The sequence below is a fragment of the Nonomuraea sp. LPB2021202275-12-8 genome (assembly GCF_037044575.1).
GTDB lineage: Bacteria > Actinomycetota > Actinomycetes > Streptosporangiales > Streptosporangiaceae > Nonomuraea.
Map to the genome: position 1 here is coordinate 272,865 of NZ_JBAHWD010000007.1, position 20,200 is coordinate 293,064.

At 70.1% G+C, this 20,200-nt stretch carries 19 protein-coding genes; 11 read left to right on the plus strand and 8 right to left on the minus strand.

Annotation, left to right across the window (positions count from 1 at the left end):
• Positions 1-69 precede the first annotated feature (69 nt).
• Together V5E28_RS16565 and V5E28_RS16570 are read right to left on the minus strand one after the other, a co-directional pair.
• A complete protein-coding gene (locus V5E28_RS16565; RefSeq protein ID WP_336207789.1) occupies positions 70-1,485 on the minus strand; it encodes a winged helix-turn-helix domain-containing protein in 1,416 nt (471 codons plus the stop codon).
• A gap of 475 nt (positions 1,486-1,960) precedes the next feature.
• Positions 1,961-2,221 (minus strand): HGxxPAAW family protein, encoded by a 261-nt coding sequence (locus V5E28_RS16570; protein ID WP_336207790.1) that lies wholly within the window; start codon positions 2,219-2,221, stop codon positions 1,961-1,963.
• A gap of 224 nt (positions 2,222-2,445) precedes the next feature.
• Here V5E28_RS16570 and secA point away from each other — a divergent pair, with 224 nt between their 5' ends.
• Positions 2,446-5,232: a preprotein translocase subunit SecA gene (gene secA / locus V5E28_RS16575; protein ID WP_336207791.1), complete on the plus strand. Its 2,787-nt coding sequence runs from the start codon at positions 2,446-2,448 to the stop codon at positions 5,230-5,232.
• A 194-nt stretch (positions 5,233-5,426) separates the two neighbouring features.
• Here secA and V5E28_RS16580 read toward each other — a convergent pair whose 3' ends face one another.
• From V5E28_RS16580 to V5E28_RS16595, 4 genes are all read right to left on the minus strand, one after another.
• A complete protein-coding gene (locus V5E28_RS16580) occupies positions 5,427-5,882 on the minus strand; it encodes an Rv3235 family protein (RefSeq protein ID WP_336207792.1) in 456 nt (151 codons plus the stop codon).
• 239 nt (positions 5,883-6,121) lie between these two features.
• Complete coding sequence (locus V5E28_RS16585; RefSeq protein ID WP_336207793.1) at positions 6,122-7,396, minus strand: PTS transporter subunit EIIC; 1,275 nt, start codon at positions 7,394-7,396, stop codon at positions 6,122-6,124.
• 64 nt (positions 7,397-7,460) lie between these two features.
• A complete protein-coding gene (locus V5E28_RS16590) occupies positions 7,461-8,783 on the minus strand; it encodes a PTS transporter subunit EIIC (protein ID WP_336207794.1) in 1,323 nt (440 codons plus the stop codon).
• Between the two features lie 24 nt (positions 8,784-8,807).
• The gene (locus tag V5E28_RS16595) at positions 8,808-9,548 is read right to left on the minus strand and encodes a GntR family transcriptional regulator (protein ID WP_336207795.1); all 741 of its coding nucleotides are present in this window, start codon (positions 9,546-9,548) and stop codon (positions 8,808-8,810) included.
• 133 nt (positions 9,549-9,681) lie between these two features.
• Here V5E28_RS16595 and V5E28_RS16600 point away from each other — a divergent pair, with 133 nt between their 5' ends.
• The 6 genes from V5E28_RS16600 (at position 9,682) to nagZ (ending at position 14,774) form a co-directional block, all read left to right on the plus strand.
• Positions 9,682-10,704 (plus strand): SIS domain-containing protein, encoded by a 1,023-nt coding sequence (locus V5E28_RS16600; RefSeq protein ID WP_336207918.1) that lies wholly within the window; start codon positions 9,682-9,684, stop codon positions 10,702-10,704.
• A 50-nt stretch (positions 10,705-10,754) separates the two neighbouring features.
• Positions 10,755-10,991, plus strand: a complete 237-nt coding sequence (locus V5E28_RS16605; protein WP_336207796.1) for a PTS glucose/sucrose transporter subunit IIB — start codon at positions 10,755-10,757, stop codon at positions 10,989-10,991.
• Positions 10,992-11,002: 11 nt separating this feature from the next.
• Positions 11,003-11,449, plus strand: coding sequence for a PTS sugar transporter subunit IIA (locus tag V5E28_RS16610; RefSeq protein WP_336207797.1), 447 nt, complete (start codon positions 11,003-11,005; stop codon positions 11,447-11,449).
• A gap of 50 nt (positions 11,450-11,499) precedes the next feature.
• On the plus strand, positions 11,500-11,760 hold the full coding sequence (locus tag V5E28_RS16615; RefSeq protein ID WP_336207798.1) for an HPr family phosphocarrier protein: 261 nt from the start codon (positions 11,500-11,502) through the stop codon (positions 11,758-11,760).
• Positions 11,757-13,436, plus strand: a complete 1,680-nt coding sequence (gene ptsP / locus V5E28_RS16620) for a phosphoenolpyruvate--protein phosphotransferase (protein ID WP_336207799.1) — start codon at positions 11,757-11,759, stop codon at positions 13,434-13,436. The genes V5E28_RS16615 and ptsP overlap by 4 nt, the downstream gene beginning before the upstream one ends.
• A 66-nt stretch (positions 13,437-13,502) precedes the next feature.
• The gene (gene nagZ, locus V5E28_RS16625) at positions 13,503-14,774 is read left to right on the plus strand and encodes a beta-N-acetylhexosaminidase (protein WP_336207801.1); all 1,272 of its coding nucleotides are present in this window, start codon (positions 13,503-13,505) and stop codon (positions 14,772-14,774) included.
• A gap of 191 nt (positions 14,775-14,965) precedes the next feature.
• Here the strand turns inward: nagZ and atpB are convergent, their stop codons facing one another.
• Entirely contained in the window at positions 14,966-15,760 is a 795-nt protein-coding gene (gene atpB, locus V5E28_RS16630) for a F0F1 ATP synthase subunit A (protein WP_336207803.1), read from the minus strand.
• A gap of 142 nt (positions 15,761-15,902) precedes the next feature.
• On the opposite strand from atpB, the gene V5E28_RS16635 reads away from it, so the two are divergent.
• The 4 genes from V5E28_RS16635 to V5E28_RS16650 all read left to right on the plus strand — a co-directional run bounded on the left by V5E28_RS16635 (position 15,903) and on the right by V5E28_RS16650 (position 18,535).
• Positions 15,903-16,547, plus strand: coding sequence for an HAD family hydrolase (locus V5E28_RS16635; protein WP_336207805.1), 645 nt, complete (start codon positions 15,903-15,905; stop codon positions 16,545-16,547).
• 31 nt (positions 16,548-16,578) lie between these two features.
• A complete protein-coding gene (locus tag V5E28_RS16640) occupies positions 16,579-17,088 on the plus strand; it encodes a DUF6912 family protein (protein ID WP_336207806.1) in 510 nt (169 codons plus the stop codon).
• Between the two features lie 30 nt (positions 17,089-17,118).
• Complete coding sequence (locus V5E28_RS16645) at positions 17,119-17,745, plus strand: HAD family hydrolase (protein ID WP_336207808.1); 627 nt, start codon at positions 17,119-17,121, stop codon at positions 17,743-17,745.
• 70 nt (positions 17,746-17,815) lie between these two features.
• The gene (locus V5E28_RS16650) at positions 17,816-18,535 is read left to right on the plus strand and encodes an HAD family hydrolase (RefSeq protein WP_336207919.1); all 720 of its coding nucleotides are present in this window, start codon (positions 17,816-17,818) and stop codon (positions 18,533-18,535) included.
• Between the two features lie 19 nt (positions 18,536-18,554).
• Here the strand turns inward: V5E28_RS16650 and V5E28_RS16655 are convergent, their stop codons facing one another.
• Positions 18,555-20,060: a penicillin-binding transpeptidase domain-containing protein gene (locus V5E28_RS16655; protein WP_336207810.1), complete on the minus strand. Its 1,506-nt coding sequence runs from the start codon at positions 20,058-20,060 to the stop codon at positions 18,555-18,557.
• Positions 20,061-20,200 lie beyond the last annotated feature (140 nt).

Below are 20,200 nucleotides of genomic sequence, written 5' to 3' on the forward strand. Positions count from 1 at the left end.
CCGGCCCGTGGCAGGGCCGGAGCGCGAGGTCGGTCGGCTCGTGCGGGGAGCCCCACGCTGGAGTGGAGGTCAGGTGGGCGGTCTGCTCAGCAGGGGAGCCAGGTCCGGCGGGTCGGTGCGCTCGACTCGGACCGAGTCACAGCCCACCCACTCGGCGGCACTCCACAGCGCGTCTCGCAGGGCGTCGATCCACTTGGCGCTGGTCAGTCCCGGCTCGAGGCTGAGCTGTCTGGCCACCAGCGTGGTGCCCTCGCGGGCGGGGTCGACGCGGCCTATCAGGCGGCCACCGGCCAGCACGGGCATGGTGAAGTAGCCGTGCACCCGCTTGTGCTTGGGGACGTACAGCTCGAGCTGGTAGTTGAAGCCGAACACGCGCTCGGTGCGGCCACGGTGCCAGATCAGCGAGTCGAACGGCGACACCAGCGTCGTGCGGTGACGGCCGCGAGGCTCCGACTCCAGTGCGGCCGGGTCCGCCCAGGCGTTGGCCGCGCCACCGGGAGTCGAGCTGCTGACACTTCTGGTGCTGACCACGGAGGAGTCCGTGACGATCCCTCCAGCGCTGATCACGGAGGACTGTGCGCCGATCCCTCCTGTGCTGATGACCGACGAATCCGTGCCGGCCGCCGATGAACCGGCTCCGGCCCCTTCCGTGCTGAAGGCCGCCCCCACCTCGGCGGAGGTGCCGGCCCGGGTCGTGACGGTGGTGGCGGATCTGGCGGTGGCTCGGGTGGCGGGCCAGCCGGCGACGCGGACCGGCACCAGGCCGGTGGCGCCGCTCAGGAGCGCCTCGTCGAGAATGGCCGAGAAGCGGCCCTTGAGCCGGAGGAAGTCGATCAGATCGCCCCTGGTGGCCACGCCCAGCGCACGGCCCGCGATGGCCGCCAGCCTGATGATGCACTCCTCGTCGGAGAGCTCCTGTGCGGCGAGGTCGGCGGGGACCACTCGCTCGGCCAGGTCGTAGACCCTGCGCCAACCGACGCGCCGGGAGCAGACCACCTCGCCGATGTCGAGCAGCCACTCGATGCCGATCTTGGAGTCGGACCAGTCCCACCACGGGCCGCCGTTCTTGGCGCCGCCCACGTCCGAGGTGGTGACCGGGCCGCTGTCGCGGACCTGCTGCAGCAGCTTGTCGACGTTGTCGGGGACCTCGTGCCAGCGGTAGCGGCGCTCGCGGAAGTCGCGCCGCCTGAACGCGTAGAGGGGCCAGTGCTCGATCGGCAGGATGCAGGCGGCGTGGCACCAGTATTCGAAGCTCTGGGCGGGATCGTCCCAGTAGGCGCGCTCGACGGTCGGCCTGGACACCCCGCCCAGACGCGCGTAGGCGACCAGCTCGTGGGAGCGCGCCAGCACCGAGATCGTGTCGAGCTGCACCGCGCCGAGCCTGCGGAGCATCGCGGGCACCCCGCCCCGGCGCGCGTCCGCGCCGACGAAGCCCTGGGCGCGCAGGATGATCCTGCGGGCCTCCTCGGCTGTCAGGTCCGTCATGTCGGCCATTCCGTACGGCGAAGCATGCCGGAATGCTAGCGGCGGGCACTGACAGAAACGGGCGGGCATCGGAGGATGCGCCCGCCACCTGCGGAAGGAGGTCTGTGCTCGGCTGAGAAGGGCCGGCGGAGGACCGGGCAGCCACGCTGGTACGCCTCAGCGTGGGATTGAGGAGTCTCGCGGTGCGCCTCGGTGGAGGACGCGGAGGGTGAGGCCGGGGCTCGGCGGGAGCCGGGCGTCAGCGGTGACCCCGTGCAGGCCGCATCGTCACTGTCCCGGCGAAAGGTGCGTCCGTGGCCGTGCCGGCTGGGTGGCGGGTTCCGACGAAAGGTGCGCGTCGATGCGTGCTGGTGAACGTTCGCGATCCGTACTGGCCGGGTCGGGCCGTTTCGGCTCCGACGAAGGCGCGCCCGTCAGTGTGCGTGCATGGGGTCGGGGCACCCGGCAGGTGCCCCGACCTGGTCGCCCCGCCGGGTCAGCGGTGGTCTTCGGCGCGCAGGCCCACCCGGGGCGCGTCGATGACGACGTCGGTGAAGATGTCGAAGACCAGGGCGAGGATCCCTCCCACCACGAAGAGACCGGCGCCGACCCAGACGATGGTCCAGTTGGCGGCGGTGAGTCCGAAGCCGCCGACGATGGTCCCGACCAGCATCACCGTCACAGCGAGCCACGAAGACGCCCGGCCGCCATGGCTGCCGAGATGCTCGGTCTGTTCCGTCTTCTGCCCCTCAACCATGGCAAATCCTTCCCTTCGCCGGAAATCCCGCTTATCGGTGCGAACCGGCTCTCAACCGGCATACCCTCTGCCTTGAGCCATTCTCCCAGACGCGCCCTGCGCCCTTGTCGGCACGGTGGCTGTGTCTGGTTGCCGAACCGCCTACGATGGCAACGGGGAAGTTTGTCTCGGCCTCTCCTCCTGGCGGCGCCGCCGGGGTAGACCTGCGAGGAGCTTTACATAAAGTGGCAGCCATTCTCGACAAGATCCTACGTGCCGGCGAAGGCAAGATCCTGCGCAAGCTCAAGCGGATCGCAGACCAGGTCAACTCCATTGAGGACGACTTCACAAGCCTGTCCGACGCGGAGTTGCGCGCGCTGACGGACGAATTCAAGCAGCGCGTTGCCGACGGTGAATCGCTCGACGATCTGCTTCCCGAAGCGTTCGCGACCGTGCGCGAGGCGGCCCGCCGCGTGCTCGGCCAGCGGCCCTTCGACGTGCAGATCATGGGCGGCGCCAACCTGCACATGGGCAATATCTCCGAAATGAAGACCGGTGAGGGTAAGACCCTGACCTGTACGCTCCCCGCGTATCTCAACGCGTTGGCTGGCAAGGGCGTGCACGTCATCACCGTCAACGACTACCTGGTCAAGGTAGGCGCCGAGAACATGGGCCGCATCTACCGCTTCCTCGGCTTGGAGGTCGGCATGATCCTGTCGGGCCAGCAGCCCGACGAGCGGCGCAAGCAGTACGAGGCCGACATCACCTACGGCACCAACAACGAGTTCGGCTTCGACTACCTTCGCGACAACATGGCCCTGGCGCTCGACGAGTGCGTGCAGCGCGGCCACAACTACGCGATCGTGGACGAAGTCGACTCCATCCTGATCGACGAGGCCCGCACGCCGCTGATCATCTCCGGCCCCGGCGAGCAGTCGGGCAAGTGGTACACCGAGTTCGCCAAGATCGTGCCCCGTCTGCGCAGGGGCGTCGAGGCGAAGAACCCGGGCGAGGAGAGCACCGGCGACTACATCGTCGACGAGAAGAAGCGCACGGTCGGCATCCTGGAGTCGGGCGTCGAGAAGGTCGAGGACTGGCTCGGCATCGACAACCTCTACAAGCCCGAGCACACCCACCTGGTCGGCTTCCTCAACAACGCTCTGAAGGCCAAGGAGCTGTTCAAGAAGGACAAGGACTACATCGTCACCGAGGGCGAGGTCCTGATCGTCGACGAGTTCACCGGCCGCATCCTGCACGGGCGCCGCTACAACGAGGGCATGCACCAGGCCATCGAGGCCAAGGAGAGCGTGAAGATCAAGGACGAGAATCAAACTCTCGCCACGGTCACCCTGCAGAACTACTTCCGCCTCTACGAGAAGCTGTCCGGCATGACCGGCACCGCCGTCACCGAGGCCAACGAGTTCCACCAGACCTACAAGCTCGGCGTGGTCCCGATCCCGACCAACCGCCCGATGATCCGCAGGGACCAGGCGGACGTCGTCTACAAGACCGAGGACGCCAAGTTCAACGCGGTCGTCGAGGACATCAAGGAGCGTTACGAGGCCGGCCAGCCCGTCCTCGTCGGCACCACCTCGGTGGAGAAGTCCGAGCGGCTGTCGAAGGCGCTCAAGCGCCGCGGCGTCCCGCACGAGGTGCTCAACGCGAAGAACCACGCGCGCGAGGCGTCGATCATCGCCGAAGCGGGCCGCAAGGGCGCCGTCACCGTCGCCACCAACATGGCCGGTCGAGGCACCGACATCATGCTCGGCGGCAACTCCGAGTTCCGCGCCGACCTGGAGCTGCGCCAGCGCGGGCTCGACCCGATCGAGACGCCGGAGGAGTACGAGAAGGCCTACCCCGAGGCGCTGGAGAAGGCGCGGGCGGCGGTCAAGGCCGAGCACGACGAGGTCACCGATCTCGGCGGCCTCTACGTCCTCGGCACCGAGCGCCACGAGTCGCGCCGCATCGACAACCAGCTCCGCGGCCGCTCCGGCCGTCAGGGTGACCCGGGCGAGTCGCGCTTCTACCTCTCGCTCGGCGACGACCTGATGCGCCTGTTCAACTCGGCCAGGGTCGAGATGATCATGACGCGCCTCAACATCCCCGACGACCAGCCGATCGAGTCCGGCATCGTCTCCAAGGCCATCGCCTCCGCCCAGCACCAGGTCGAGCAGCAGAACTTCGAGATCCGCAAGGAAGTTCTCAAGTACGACGAGGTGATGAACCGCCAGCGCAAGGTGATCTACGGCGAGCGCCTGCGGGTGCTGGAGGGCGCCGACCTGCACGAGCAGGTGCGCGGCTTCATGGGCGACGTCGTCGAGGGTTACGTCGCGGGCGCCACGTCCGAGGGCTTCGCCGAGGAGTGGGACCTCGACAAGCTGTGGAAGGCCTTCTCCGGCCTCTACCCGATCTCGCTCAAGCTCGAGGACCTCATCACGGAGGCGGGCGGCCGCGAGGAGCTGACCTCCGAGTTCATCGCCGAGAAGGTCAAGCAGGACGCCCTGGAGGCGTACGCGAGGCGCGAGGAGGAGTGGGGCGGCGAGGCGACCCGCGACCTGGAGCGCCGCGTCATCCTGTCGGTGCTCGACCGCAAGTGGCGCGAGCACCTCTACGAGATGGACTACCTGCGCGAGGGCATCGGCATGCGGGCCTATGCGCAGAAGGACCCGCAGATCGAATACCAGCGCGAGGGCTTCGAGATGTTCGCCGCGATGCTCGAGGGCATCAAGGAGGACTCGGTCGGCTTCCTGTTCAACCTCGAGGTTGAGATCCAGGAGAACCCGATCGTCGAGGAAGAGGACCCGATGATGACGGAGACCCGCTCCATCATCGCCCGTGGTCTGCGCGGCCCCGAGCGGCCGGCCGAACTCGAGTACACCGCGCCGGGCGAGGCGGGTGAGGTCGAGCACACGCGGGTCCGCACCTCGGCCGAGCGTGCCGCCTACGGCAACGTCGAGCGCAACGCGCCGTGCCCCTGCGGCTCGGGCAAGAAGTACAAGCGCTGCCACGGCGACCCGAAGAACGCCGCCTGATCGACAGATCGCACGAAGGCCCCCGCTCGCTTGAGCGGGGGTTTTCGCGTTCTGGGCGCTTGGATGTCGTTCGCCTGCGACACGGGCGAGGGCGCCGTACGGCGCCGGGCCCGCCGCCGTACGGCGCCCACGTTCCCGTCCATCGAGGTCCTGAGAAGCGCGGCGCCTCTCAGGGACGCTTCAGCGGATGGTCGTCAGGCGGTCTCGAAGTCGGTGCAGAGCCACTGGACGCCGCGCCGTTCCAGGCGGACGGCCAGGACGTGGCTGCGTTCGTCGCAGTGCACCAGCAGGCACATCTCGATGGCGCCGTCTCTGGGTTCCTTGATGTGCGGGGCGCCGGCGAAGGGCGGGCGGCGGGTGTCGATCATCCTGCCGGCCCTGACCAGCTCCCGGTATGCCTGGCCGGTGAGCCGGTCGGCGACCGTCTCGGGCGGGCGGCGGCCGGTGAGCACCTCGGCCAGGGCCTGCCCGAGGTGGCGCAGCTTGCGCTCGTCGGGCACGGCGCCCGGCGGGCCCCACACGAGGGGCCTGGAGTCCAGTGCCAGCGATCCGTGGACGTCGGGGCGAGCGGTTCCGGCTCTGCCGCGGTCGCCGTCGTACGGCGAGTCGGGGACGGGGGTGATGCCGACGCGAGGACGTGACGATGACATTGGTGGTCCTTCCAGATGTCATGGGGGGATGAGAGATCAGTACAAGGAGTTTCCGGTCCGGGCCGCAGATACGTCGGCCGCCAACTTCTTCGATTCCCGCCCTGGTTTGCGGCTCCTGGCGTAGAAGATCACCGCGAGTTGGAGCGGGTGGCGCCTCCTCGCCCGCCGTTCCGGTCCTGGTGTGTTCGCTCAGGTCACGGCCCCAAACACTTCGGGGATGGCGGAAATCCTGGATTCGGTCAGGTCGTCTCGGGGGTGTCGCGCTCGCGGCCGGGAGTGGGCAGGTCGAGGCGGCGGATCAGGAAGGTGAACAGGGCGTAGTAGAGCACCGCGTAGATGAGGCCGGTGATGATGATCAGTTCCAGGCGGTGGGTGTTGGACTTGCCGGCGTTGAGCAGCATGTCGATGGCGCCCCCGGAGAACGTGAAGCCGAGGCGGGCGCCGAGTTCGGCCATGAGGGCCATCGACACGCCCGTCAGCACCGCGTGGACGGCGAACAGGGCCGGGGCGACGAAGATGAACGCGAACTCCAGGGGCTCGGTGATGCCGGTGACGAAGGAGGTGAGGCCGGCCGAGAGCATGATGCCGCCGACCGTGGCGCGGCGGTCCGGCGGGGCGGCACGCCACATGGCGATCGCCGCGCCGAGCAGGCCGAACATCATGACGGGGAAGAAGCCGGTCATGAAGATGCCGGCGCCTTGCTCCCCGGCGAAGTAGCAGTTCAGGTCGCCTGCCGCGTCCCTGGTGGCGCCGTTCACGCCCGCCTGGCACTCGGGCAGCGTGAACCAGACGATGGTGTTGAGGACGTGGTGCAGGCCGAGGGGGATGAGCAGCCGGTTCGCTACGCCGTAGATGCCGGCGCCTGCCGTGCCGTGGGCCGACAGCCAGTCGCCGGCGGTGGCGAGCCAGTCGGCGACGGGCCGCCACAGCAGGCCGAACACGACACCGAGCAGCACGGCGGCGACGGCGGTGACGATCGGCACGAACCGCCTGCCGCCGAAGAAGGCCAGCCAGGAGGGCAGTTTGATCCGGTAGAAGCGTTCCCAGAGCAGCGCGGCCGCGATCCCGATGAGGATGCCGCCGAGCACGCCGGTGGGGTTCTGGGCGGCCAGGTTGAGGGTGGCGCCGTCCTGGACGGTGGTGATGGCGACCCGGTCGTAGACGGCTCCGCCGCCCGCTTCGAAGAACAGCGTCTTGGTGACGCGGTCGAAGACGAGGTAGCCGGTCAGGGCGGCGAGCGCCGTGGAGCCGTCCGCCTTACGGGCGAAGCCGATCGCCACGCCGATGGCGAACAGGAGCGGCAGGTTGTCGAAGAGGGCGCCGCCGGCCGCGGCCAGCACTTCGGCGACCGGCAGCAGCCATGGCCAGAGGCCGCCCAGCCCGTCCTTGCCGAGCATGTCGTCCTGGCCGAAGCGGAACAGCAGCCCGGCCGCGGGCAGGACGGCGATGGGCATCATGAGCGAGCGGCCGACGCGCTGCAACACCGCGAAGGCCGAGGTGCCCGTGCTGGTCATGGAACCCCCCGCAGCTCACGGGGGTCGGTCGGTTCCTACCACGACCTGGGTGGCGGAAAACGGGCTACGGGTCGCGTGGCTCGCCCGAGTCCACGTCGGCTTCCGGCTCGCGGCCGGGGGTCATGATGTTCAGCCTGCGGATCAGGAAGCTGAACACCACGTAGTAGACGACGCCGTAGATCACGCCGAGCAGGAGTATGCCGGGTAAGTTCTGGGTGTTGGACTTACTGGCGTTGAGCAGCATGTCGAGCAGGCCCGCGGAGAAGCCGAAGCCGAGCTGGCCGCCGATCAGCGTGGTGAGCGCCATCGCGAGCCCGGTGAGGACGGCGTGCACGGCCAGCAGCACGGGCGCCACGAAGATGAACGCGAACTCGATCGGCTCGGTGATGCCGGTGACGAACGAGGCCAGCGCCGCCGACAGCATGATGCCGCCCACGGTGGCACGCCGGTGCGCGGGAGCCGCCCGCCACATGGCCAGGGCGGCGGCGGGCAGCGCGAACATCATGATGGGGAAGAAGCCGGCCATGAACTGGCCTGACTCGGGTGCGCCGCCGAAGTAGCAGTTCCAGTCGCCGCCCAGCACCCGGCCGCCTACCTCGCACTGCGGCACCACGTGCCAGACGATGGAGTTGGCGAAGTGGTGCAGGCCGAGGGGGATGAGCAGCCGGTTGATCAGGCCGTAGATGCCGGTGCCGAGCGGGCCGAGGGTGGTCAGGGCCTCGCCCGCCTGGCCGATCCACCCGCCGAGGATGGGCCACACCCAGCCGATGAGCACGCCGAGGGCGAGCGCCGCGAGGGAGGTGATGATGGGCACGAACCTGCGCCCGCCGAAGAACGCCAGCCACGAGGGCAGCTTGATGCGGTGGAACCGCTGCCACAGCAGCGCGGCGACCAGCCCCATCATGATGCCGCCGAGCACCTGGGTGGGGTTCTGCAGGCCGCGGTCGATGATCTCGACGACGCCCTGGTCCTGGGCCTCCTTGATGACGACCGTGTCCCTGATGGCCGAGCCGAAGAACATCACCTTGGTCACCCGGTCGAAGACCAGATAGCCCACCACGGCGGCGAGCGCGGTGGTGCCGTCGGCCTTACGGGCGAAGCCGATGGCCACGCCCACGGCGAAGAGGAGGGGCAGGTTCTCGAGCAGCGCGCCCCCGGCGGCGGCGAGCACCTCGGCGACGTCGTTCATCCAGCTCAGGCCGGCCACGTCGGCGAGCCCGCCGGGTTCGGCGCCGTTGGCGCCGAGCATGTCGGGCTGGCCGAAGCGGAGCAGCAGGGCCGCCACGGGGAGGGCGGCGATGGGCAGCATGAGTGAGCGGCCCAGCCGCTGGAGCACGTTCATCAGGCGTGAGAACGGCGAAGGCCGGGCGGCGGTGGTCTCGTTCACCGGGCGTTCCTCCGGGTCGGGCCCTCAACCCCGTCTTGCGGGCATTTCCAGAATGGTGCGCAACTGGTAGCGGTCGGCGCGGTAGGTGGACACGCCCAGTTCGGCGCAGACGCCACCGGAGAAGGATCTGCGCTGCAGCAGCAGCACGGCTCCGCCGCGGGGGAGTTTCAGCAGGTCGGCGTCGCTCGGGTCGGCGATGCCGCCGTCGATGGTGAGCTCGCCGGCGTCCATGACGAGCCCGTAGCGGCTCTCCAGCAGCTCATACAGAGACCTGCCGGACAGGTCGTGCTCGGCCAGGTCGGGGGCCAGCTTGACCGGGATGTGCGCGCGCTCGATCGACAGCGGCTCGCCGTCGGCCGTGCGCAGGCGCTCGATGAAGTGCACTTCCTCGCCCGGCTGGATGCCGAGCTCCTTGGCCAGGTGGGCGCTGGCGCGCACGGTCCTCCGGTCGAGGTCGCGCGAGCCGGGCGCCATGCCGCGAGCCCGCATGTCGTCGGTGAAGGATGTGAGCTGCAACGCCAGCTCGATCTTGGGCCTGGCGACGAACGTGCCCTTGCCCGGCACCCGGTGCAGGCGACCTTCGGACACCAGGTGGTCGACGGCCTGCCGCACGGTCATCCGTGACAGGCCGAAGCGCTGGCAGAGCTCCCGCTCGGACGGGATGGCGGCGCCGATGCTCAGCTCGTCGCTGTCGATGAGATCGAGCAGGATCTCGCGGAGCTGGAAGTACTTGGGCACCGGGCTGTCCGGATCGATGTGCGCCACGGATCCTCCCCTCGATCTGACCTGGGCGATGAGCTATGGTTCGTACTGGTCTAGTCCGGACTAGACCACATGTCGCAAAACAGGGTCAAGTCCGTACGGCAAAACTTCGAGGGATGAGCGCCAGATGACCAAGATGCGCAGCGAGATCGCCGAGCAGCCCCAGGCGCTGCGGGCCACGCTGGACTCCCTGCTCCCCAGGGTCGGCGAGGTGAGGGCGCTGGGCGAGCAGACCCGCCAGCTTCTGTTCATCGCGCGTGGCACCTCCGACAACGCCGCAGTCTATGGCCGCTACCTGGTCGAATCGCACGCGGGCAGGCTGTCGGCGCTCGCCGCGCCGTCCATCGCGACCACCTACAAGCGCAAGCTGGACCTCGACGGCGTCCTGGCGGTCGCCATCTCCCAGTCCGGCCGTACCGAAGAGATCGTGGAGACGCTGGCCTGGGCGCGTGACTGCGGCGCCAGGACGGTCGGCGTCACCAACGGCGGCCCGGACAGCCCGCTCGCGCAGGTCGCCGACCTGGCGCTGTGCACGGTCGCCGGTGAGGAGAAGGCCGTCCCCGCCACCAAGACCTACACCACGCAGCTCGCCGCGCTGGCCGTGCTCGCGCTGGGGCTCGGCGCCGACGTGGACCAGGACGACCTGCTCCGAGTGCCCGAGGCGGTGGGGAAGCTGATCGCCGAGCCGGGGGACATAGAGGCGGTCGTGGAGGGCCTGGCGGACAAGCCCGGCGTGGTCGTCTCGGGCCGCGGGCTGGCCTTCTCCACCGCGCTGGAGACCGCGCTCAAGCTCAAGGAGGCCTGCTACCTGCACGCGATGGGCCTGTCGTACGCCGACCTGTTGCACGGCCCGATCGCCGTGGTCGACGCCGACACCCCGGCGCTGCTCGTCGCGGCCGAGAACAGCCCGACGCTGCAGGGCACCGTGGCGCTGGCCGAGCGGGTCGTCGCGGCGGGCGCGCAGGCCTTCACCATCGGCGGCGGCAACGCCCTGGCCGGCGCGGGCACGGCCGCGCTCAACGGCCCCGACCTGCCCGAGTGGGTCGCGCCGATGGGGCTCATCGTGCCCGGGCAGCTGCTCACCGAGGCGCTGGCCAGGAAGCTCGGCATCGACCCCGACGCGCCGCGCGGGCTCAACAAGGTGACCCAGACGGACTGATCACACAGCGTCGTTTAGCCTGGTCGCAGAGCCATGACGAGGAGGCCCGGATGGCGGCCGACGTGAACGCGATCATCGCCGGTCTCGGCGGTGCGGACAACATCATCGAAATCGAGCCCTGCATCACCCGGCTGCGCACGGAGGTCCATGACGCGTCCAAGGTCGACCAGTCCGCGCTCAAGGCGGCCGGCGCGCACGGCGTGATGGCCGCGGGCAACGTGGTGCAGGTCGTCGTCGGGCCGGAGGCGGACACCATCGCCAGCGACATCGAGGACATCATCGGCTAGAGGGCGAGACCATGACGACTGTTCTCGCCCCGGTCGAGGGGGCGGCCGTGGGTCTGGCGGCGGTGCCGGACCCCGTCTTCTCGGCAGGCATGGTGGGGCCGGGAACGGCGATCGACCCGATGCGGGGGCCGCTGGAGGCCGTCGCCCCCATAGCTGGAAAAATCATGAAGCTGCACCCGCATGCGTACGTCATCGTAGGAGATGACGGCAAGGGCGTTCTGGTGCACTTGGGGATCGACACGGTCCAGCTCAAGGGGAAGGGGTTCCAGTTGCTGGCGGCAGAGGGCGACAGGGTGACCGCCGGACAGCCGGTCGTGGCCTGGGATCCGGCGGCGATCGAGGCCGGCGGGCGGTCTCCGGTCTGTCCTGTGGTCGCCCTGGACGCGGTCGCCGGTGCGGTGACCGGCGTGGCGCTGGGCACGGTGCACGCCGGGGACGAGCTCTTCCAGTGGGCGTGAGCGGCATTCGAGGTCCGGCTGGTCTGGACCGGCAGAAGGAAGGAGGATTCATGGGCGAGCGCAAGGCGACCGTGGCGGCGGAGGTGGGACTGCATGCCCGGCCCGCGGCCACGTTCGTGCAGACGGCCATGAAGGCGCCGATGGACATCAGCGTCTCCAAGGCGACGGGAGGTGATCCCGTCAACGGCAAGAGCATCCTGCAGATCATGGGGTTGGACGTCCGTCAGGGCGAGACCATCGTGATCAGAGCCGAGGGCGAGGGGTCCGAAGAGATCCTCGACCAGCTCGCGAGCATCGCCGCGACGCCATGAACCTGCGGGGGGTAGGGGTCAGCCCGGGCATCGGGCACGGACCCGCCTACATCCTGACCACCCACGTGCCCGAACCCCCCGAGGGCGCCACATACGCGGGTGAAGCGGATCAGGAGAAGGAGCGCGCGGTCTCGGCGCTGGCGCAGGTGGCCGGCGAGCTGGAGTCGCGTGGCGACCGCGCGGGCGGCGAGGCCAGGGAGATACTCAAGGCGCAGGCGCTGATGGCCGAGGATCCCGGCCTGGTCGTGAAGATCAGGGCGTACATCGACCGCGGCCTGGCCGCCCAGCGGGCCGTCTATGAAGGATTCACCAAATATCGGGACGTGCTGGCCGGGGTCGGCGGCTACCTGGGCGAGCGGGCGGCCGACCTCGACGACGTCCGGGACCGGGTGATCGCGGTGCTCACCGGCCAGGTGCTGCCCGGCCTGCCCGCCCCGGGCGCCGAGCCGTACGTGCTGGTCGCGCACGACCTCGCGCCCGCGGACACCGCGCTGCTGTCCAGGACGTCCGTGGCCGCCTTCGTCACCGAGGAGGGCGGGCCCACCAGCCACACGGCGATCATGGCCAGGGCGCTCGGGGTGCCCGCCGTGGTGGCCTGCGCGGGCGCGACCCGCCTCGAACCGGGCGTCCAGGTGCTGGTCGACGGCACCTCGGGCGAGGTACGGGCGCAGCCGACGGAGTCGGACGTGGCCGAGGCGGAGAGCGAGGCGTCCGCCAGGCTGGCGGCCATCTCGCGGATCCAGGGCCCCGGCAGGACCAGCGACGGGTTCCCGGTGCCGCTGCTGGCCAACATCGGCGGCCCCGGCGATCTCGAAGCGGCGCTGGAGGCCGGCGCCGAGGGCGTGGGCCTCTTCCGTACCGAGTTCCTCTACCTGGGCAGGAGGCACCCTCCGCAGGCGCAGGAGCAGGAGGACGCGTATCGGGCCGTGCTGACGGCCTTCCCCGGCGGCCAGGTCGTGGTGCGGACGCTGGACGCGGGAGCCGACAAGCCGCTGGCCTTCCTGCCTCCCGAGGCGCCCGAGCCGAACCCGGCGCTCGGCGAGCGCGGCCTGCGCCTGTTCCGCCGGCACCCGGAGGTGATGGAGGCGCAGCTCGATGCGCTCGCCACGGCCGCCGTGGGCACCTCAGCCGAGCTCAGCGTCATGGCACCCATGGTGTCCACGGCGGAGGAGGCCGAGTGGTTCGCCGAAGCGTGCCGGGCCGCCGACCTGCCCAGGGCCGGCGTGATGATCGAGGTTCCGGCGGCGGCGCTGCGGGCGCAGAGCCTGCTCGCGGAGGTGGACTTCGTCTCGGTCGGCACCAACGACCTCGCCCAGTACTGCTTCGCCGCCGACCGGGAGCTCGGCGCGCTGGGCGAGCTGCAGAACCCGTGGCAGCCCGCGCTGCTCGACCTGGTGGCCATGGCCGCCTCCGAGGCGGCTGACGCGGGCAAGCCGTGCGGCGTCTGCGGGGAGGCGGCCGCCGACCCGGCGCTGGCCTGCGTGCTCACGGGGCTGGGCGCGGCCACCCTGTCGATGACCCCCGCGGCGCTGCCCGCCGTGCGGGCCGCGCTCGCCACGCACACGCTGGAGCAGTGCCGGCTCGCCGCGCAGGCCGCGCGGGCGGCGCCCACCGCCGTCCTGGCCCGCCAGGAGGCGCGCGCCCACCTTCCGGAGCTCGCGTCCCTGGGCCTGTGAAGATTTGGTGTGCGAACGGCTCGGGCATGTCGAGGCATGGATACCGTGGGGGGCATGGTTGGACGGATGGGAACCACAGGCCTTCTGGTGATCGCTCTCGCCGCGTGCAGCGGCGCGGGCGGGTCGGCGAGCGCCGCCCCGCCCGCCAGGCCCCCCGCCTCCAGCGCGAGCCCCACCCAGAGCCCCGCTGCCCCGGCCGCCTCGCAGGCGGATCCGGTCAGGCGCGAGCTGGCGAAGATGAGCGTCGAGGAGAAGGTCGGCCAGCTCTTCATGCCCGTCCTGTACGGCACCGCGGCCGACAGCGTCTCGGGCGAGAACCAGGCCCGCTACGGCGCCCAGACCCCGGCCAAGGTCATCGACCGCTACCACCTCGGCGGCGTGATCCTCTTCCCGGCCAACGTCAGGAGCGTCGACCAGGTCGTCAAGCTGACCAACGGCATGCAGAAAGCCGCCGACGTCCCGCTGCTGATCGGCACCGACCAGGAGAACGGCCTGGTGTCGAGGATGTCCGCGCTGATGACCCCGTTCCCCGGCGCCGCGCAGATCGGGGCCACCAAGGACCCCAAGGTGTCGCGGGCCGTGGCCAGGGCCACCGGCGAGGAGTTGCGCGCCCTCGGCATCAACCTCGACTTCGCGCCCGTCGCCGACGTCAACGTCAACCCGCGCAACCCGGTCATCGGCAAGCGCGCGTTCGGCGACCAGCCGGCCGAGGTGTCCAAGATGGTCGCCGCCGCGGTCAAGGGCTTCGACGACGCCGGGGTGGCCGCGACGGCCAAGCACTTCCCCGGTCACGGCGACACCACGGTCGACAGCCACACCGGCCTGCCGGTGATCAAGCACACCCGGGCCCAGTGGAAGCGGCTGGACGCACCGCCGTTCAAGGCCGCCATCAACGCCAATGTCGACGCCATCATGAGCGCGCACATCGTCTTCCCCAACCTGGACCCGTCGGGCAACCCGGCGACGCTGTCCAAGCCGATCCTGACCGGGCTGCTCCGGCAGGAGCTGGGGTTCGACGGCGTGATCTCCACCGACGCGCTCAACATGGCCGGCGTGCGCAAGAAGTACGGCGACGGCGAGGTGGCGGTCCGCGCCGTCCTGGCCGGCGCGGACCTGCTGCTCATGCCGTACGACTTCGCCAAGGCCTACAACGCGGTGCTGTCGGCGGCCAAGTCGGGCCGGATCTCCAAGCAGCGGCTGGACCAGTCGGTGACCCGGCTGCTCAACCTCAAGCAGACCCGCGGCCTGCTCGCCGGGACTCCCGTCGTCTCGGCGAAGGAGGCGGCCAAGGTGGTCCGCTCGCCGGCTCACCGCAAGCTGGCTGCCAGCGTGCCCTAGCCCCCGCCGCGTCGCCACGGGTTGGGCCAGCAGAGGAGACGCCGCACGGCGACCGCGCCGGCGAGCGAGGCGGGCACCACGATCAGGAGCGCGGTCCAGATCGTTCCGCCGACATCCTGGATCTGGCACTCGGGGAGGGCGGGCTCCTGCTCGTGGCGTCGGACAGGGGCATGGCCGGGCTGCGGGTCGCGTCAGTGCCCGCCGCGTAACCCGCTGGAGACGTACATCGCCGCCAGCATGGCGAACAGGTACGCCTGGAGGAACTGGATGAACATCTCGAACGCGGTCATCACTATCGTCATCAGCACCCCGATGACGCCGATGCCCGCGCCCAGCGGGGTGAGCCTCTCGAACAGGAACCAGAAGCCGACCGAGCTGAAGAAGGCCAGGAGCATGTGGCCGGCGAACATGTTCGCGAACAGCCGGACGAAGTGCGTGAAGAGCGAGCTGATCAACACTTCGGCGAGGATCAGCGGGGCGTAGAGCCCGTAGGCCCAGCCGGGCAGGCCGGGCAGGTGGACGATGCCCTTCAGATAGCCGAGCACGCCGTGGTGCCTGACGCCCAGGTAGAGCTTGATCACGTACACGCTGACCGCGATCACCAGGGGGAAGGCGATGTGCGCGGCGAGGGGGAACTGGATGACCGGGACGACGCCCATCAGGTTCCAGACCAGCACGGTGAGGAAGATGGTGAACAGCAGGCCCATCCACCGGTCGGTGTCCTTGCCGAGGTTGGGCTTGGCCACCTGTTCGCGGACGAACACGTAGGCGTACTCGCCGAGGTTCTGCCAGCCGCGCGGGACGAGCCTGGGTCTGGCGAAGGCCGCCCAGCACAGGGCGATGACGACGGCGGAGCTGAGCAGGGCGATCAGTACGGGCTTGGTGAGCCATTCCGGGCCGCCGGGGAAGATCGGCGGGAGGTCGAACAGCTCCAGGCCGGGTGCTCTGAACTGGTCGGGGGAGGTGATCAGGATCGTCGTTCTCAACGGCGGTCCCTTCTAGGGAGATCTCGTAGGATTGCCCACCCTAAGCGGGAGATTGGGTGATCCTTTATCGGGGGTTTATAGCGGGTTATTTCCAGCGTGCGACGCTCTACCCTGGAGTACGGATTCCACAGAGGAGGCGAGTGTGGTCACAGGTGTGCTGATCGACTGGGGCGGGGTGCTCACCACCAGCCTTTCGGACTCCATCGCCAGATGGATCGTGGCGGATCGGATCGACGCCGACCACTACCGGGAGATCATGCGGGAGCTCATCGCCCGCGCCTACGGCGGCGAGGGCGAGAACGCCGTGCACGCCCTCGAACGCGGCGAGATCGACGGGTCGACGTTCGAGCGCGACCTGGCCGCCCGGCTGCTCACGCTCGACGGGGTGCCGCCGGAGGCCGAAGGGCTGCTGGAGCGGATGTTCGCGGGCTTCGACCGGGTCGACGCCATGTACGACATGCTGCGGACGGTCAAGAGCAACGGGGTCAGGACCTGCCTGCTGTCGAACTCGTGGTCCAACACCTACCCCCGCGACGACTGGGACGAGATCTTCGACGCGGTGGTGATCTCCGGCGAGGTCGGCATGCGCAAGCCGGAGCCGCGGATCTTCGAGCACGCGCTCGGCCTGATCGGGCTGCCGGGCGAGTCGTGCGTGTTCATCGACGACATCGAGGCCAACATCATGGCCGCCCGCGAGCTCGGCATCGCCGGGATCCACCACCGCGACGCGGACACGACCATCTCCGAACTCGAGTCTCTCCTCCGACTTTCGTTGCGCCGGGCATGATAGAGCCCTCGCACGCTGTGAAAGGTTCGTGATGCGCGTCTACCTGCCCTGCACCCTCCCCGCGCTGACCCGGGCGGTCGACGCCGGGGAGCTGGGCCCGGCCCCGCTGACCGGCTACGCGGTGACCCCCGCGCTGATCGAGTGGTACGCCTCGGGTGACACCGAGGAGCTCGAGTACGTCGCGCTCACCGAGGCGGCGCGCGCCTCCCTGCGCATGCTGGCCGCCGACCTCGCCGACGGGGTGGACGCGGCCCCACGCCGCGTGGTCGTCGCCGCCGAGGTGGCGGAGGGCTCGCTGCGCGCGGGCGCGGACCTCCAGGAGAGGGCCAGGGTACGGCTGTCCGAGCCGATCCCGATGGCCAAGGTGGCCGCGGTGCACATCGACGACCACTACGCGATGCCCGACGTCAAGGCGGCCGTCGCCGCGCTGCCCGACTCCGACCGGGGCGACGACGACGCCCGCTTCACCGTCGACGGCGCCGAGGCGCACGAGCTCATGTGGTACGCCACGCAGGAGATCCCCGACCTCCTGCGCTCATGACGTCCGTGGCCGGATATTAAGCTGGAACCAATGACAAAGCACATCGTCTGGGACTGGAACGGCACGCTCTTCCACGACATCGACGCCGTGGTCGGAGCCACCAACGAGGTCTTCAAGCCGTACGAGCTCGCGCCCGTGACCGCGGACGGGTTCCGCGCCGTCTACACCCGGCCCATCTGGGTCGCCTACGAGCGGATGCTCGGCCGCCCGCTCGCCGAAGGAGAGTGGGAGCTGCTCGACACCGGCTTCCACGAGCACTACTACCGGCTGGCCGGCGAGTGCGTCCTGGCGGCGGACGCCGAGCACGCGCTGATGACCTGGACGGGCACCCAGTCGCTCTGCTCCATGGCCCCGCACGCCCATCTGATCCCCAAGGTCGACGCCTTCGGCATCACCCGGCACTTCACCCGGATCGACGGCCTGATCGGGCTGACCGGCGGCGAGAAGGCCACGCACATGGCGGCGCACATCGAGTCCATCGCGGTCGCGCCCCGCGAGGTGCTGGTGATCGGCGACAGCGTGGACGACGGGATGGCGGCCAGGCACGTGGGCGCCAGGGCGGTGCTCTACACGGGTGGCATGTCCACCAGGGCAGAGCTGGAGGCCACGGGCTTCCCGGTGGTCGACACGCTCGCCGAGGCGCTCGAGCATGCCTGAATCGGCCTGACAGGAGCGTCGGCCGGGGCGATGGCCCTACTCTGGCAGAGTTCTCTCTCTGGAGGCTGCCATCAACCGCCTAGTTCTGTGGAACATCGACCTCACGCTGGTCGATGTCGCGATCGTGACCAGGGACGCCTACGCCGAGGCGTTCCGCGTCGTGACGGGGCGCCCGCTGGTCAAGCTGGTCCCGCCGATGGGCCGCCCCGACTCCGAGATCGTCTTCGAGACGCTCGCCGTCAACGGGATCGTGGCCCAGGACGACCATCTGCCCAGGTTCCTGGCCGCGCTGGCCACCGCGTTCGCCGACAGGCGCAAGCGGCTGGCCAAGGAGGGGCGGGCGATGGCCGGGGCCAAGGACGCGCTCAAGGCCGTGGCCAGGCTCGACGGCGTGACCCAGACGGTGCTCACCGGCACGATCAGGAGCAACGCCGTGCACAAACTCCAGGCGTTCGGCCTGGACCGCTACGTCGACTTCGACCTCGGCGGCTACGGCGAGGAGGTCTATCCCAAGGCGACACTGCTGCAGGTCGCCCAGGGCCGGGCCAAGCAGCGCCTCGGCATCCCGTTCGTGCCCGCCAACACCGTGGTGATCGGCGACTCGACCCGTGACGTGCAGGCGGCCAGGATCGGCGGGGCGGCGATGATCGCGGTGGCTTCGGGCCGCTCGACGGCGGCCGAGCTGCGGGCGGCCGGCGCCGACATCGTGCTGCCCGACCTGTCGAACGCTTCCGAGGTCGTGGCCGCGGTGGCCCGTCTCACCACGCCGGTGGACCGCAAGGCGGGCTGAGCAGCCCCGCGCCGGATGATCAGGCCAGCTCCGCGAGGAAGCGGGCCGCGACCGGAGCCGCCACCGCGGAGCCCGCGCCGCCGCCCTCCACGATCACCGCGAACGCGAGGTCGCCCCGGTAGCCGATGAACCACGAGTGCGCGGGCGGTTCCTTGCCCGACCCGTACTCCGCGGTGCCGGTCTTCCCGGCGGTGCCCGCCGGGAAGCTCACGCCGTGTGCCGTGCCGTCGGTGACGACCGCGGGCATGAGCTCGCGCAGGGCTTTCACCACCGCGTCCTCCAGCCGGCGCGGCCGCAGGGTGTTGTCGGGTACGACCTCCTCGGGGACGAGCCTGGGCGGCTGCCAGGCTCCGTAGGCGATGGCCGCGGCGACCGAGGCCATGTTCAGCGGGCTCGCCAGCACCCTGCCCTGCCCGATGGCGGCCGAGGCGAGGTCGGTGTCGTCCTTCGGGGTGGGGAAGTCGGCCCGCACGGCGGGCACTCCCGGCGCGATCTCGGCGCCGAAGCCGAAGCTCTCCGCCACCTTCGCCAGCCGCTCCTTGCCCAGGTCGGCCACGCCCATCGCGCCGAAGGTGGTGTTGCACGAGTGCGCGAAGGCGTCCCTGAACGCCAGCGTGCCGTAGTCCTTGAAGCCGGCGTTGTGGAAGGGGAAGCCGCCGATGTTCTGCTCGGCGGGGCAGGCGACCCGCTCGGCCGGCTTCATCCCGTCCGCGACCAGTGCGGAGGCGGTGACGACCTTGAACGTCGAGCCGGGGGGATACTTGCCGAGCAGCGCGCGGTTGAACCCGCCCGGCTTGTTCACCACGGCCAGGATCTCACCGGTCGACGGCCGGGTCGCCACCAGCGAGGCGGGCTTGCGGACGTCCCGAAGGGCGTCGGCCCCCGCCTGGTGCACCTTCAGGTCGATCGTGGTCCGCAGCGGTTCCTTCTCGGGTGCCTTGACCAGGGTCTCGACGACCTTGCCGCCCTCGACCAGATCGATCCTGGCGCCCGCGTACTCGGCGAACCGGTCGGGGTAGGTCTGCTTGAGCCCCTCGACGAGCTGCGCCATCGAGCCGGGGGCCTCCGGGGTGTCGATCCGGCTGCCGTCCGCGGCCAGCACCTGGGTCACCGGGACCTTCCCCTCGACCAGCCGCACCGACCGGCCCTTGGCGAGCCGGGGATGGATGGCCGCCGCGGTCCAGTCGATCTTCCACGTGCGGTCCCGCTCGACGAAGTCGAGCTTCCCGCTGTAGGTCCAGTCCTGCGGGCCGGTGAGCACGGCCTTGAAGGAGACCACGCCGGTGGAGGCGGCGTCGGACGCGAAGACGCCGTTGGGGACGTGTCGCGTGAAGGAGGCCTGGTCCAGCTTGAGATCGGTGCGGAAGCGCCGGTGCAGGCGCTCGAAGTCGGCCGGCGGGTCGGCGACCAGCTCGCGCATCGCCACGTAGTCCTGCGCCTCCCAGGCTCGCAGGTACTTGTCCGCGACCTGCTCGGGAGAGCCGGTCGTGCGCAGCGCCCAGAACGTGCCGGCGGCGGCGACCACCGGGACCAGGATCGCGGCGCCGATCCAGGGCCATCTGCGCCGCCTTCGCCGCCTTCGTTGGGGAGGGTGCTCCGGCTGTAGATATGCGTACATTGTCCCCGTGTGTGGTGCCATGCGTCAGAGGACAGCAGACCCAGCGG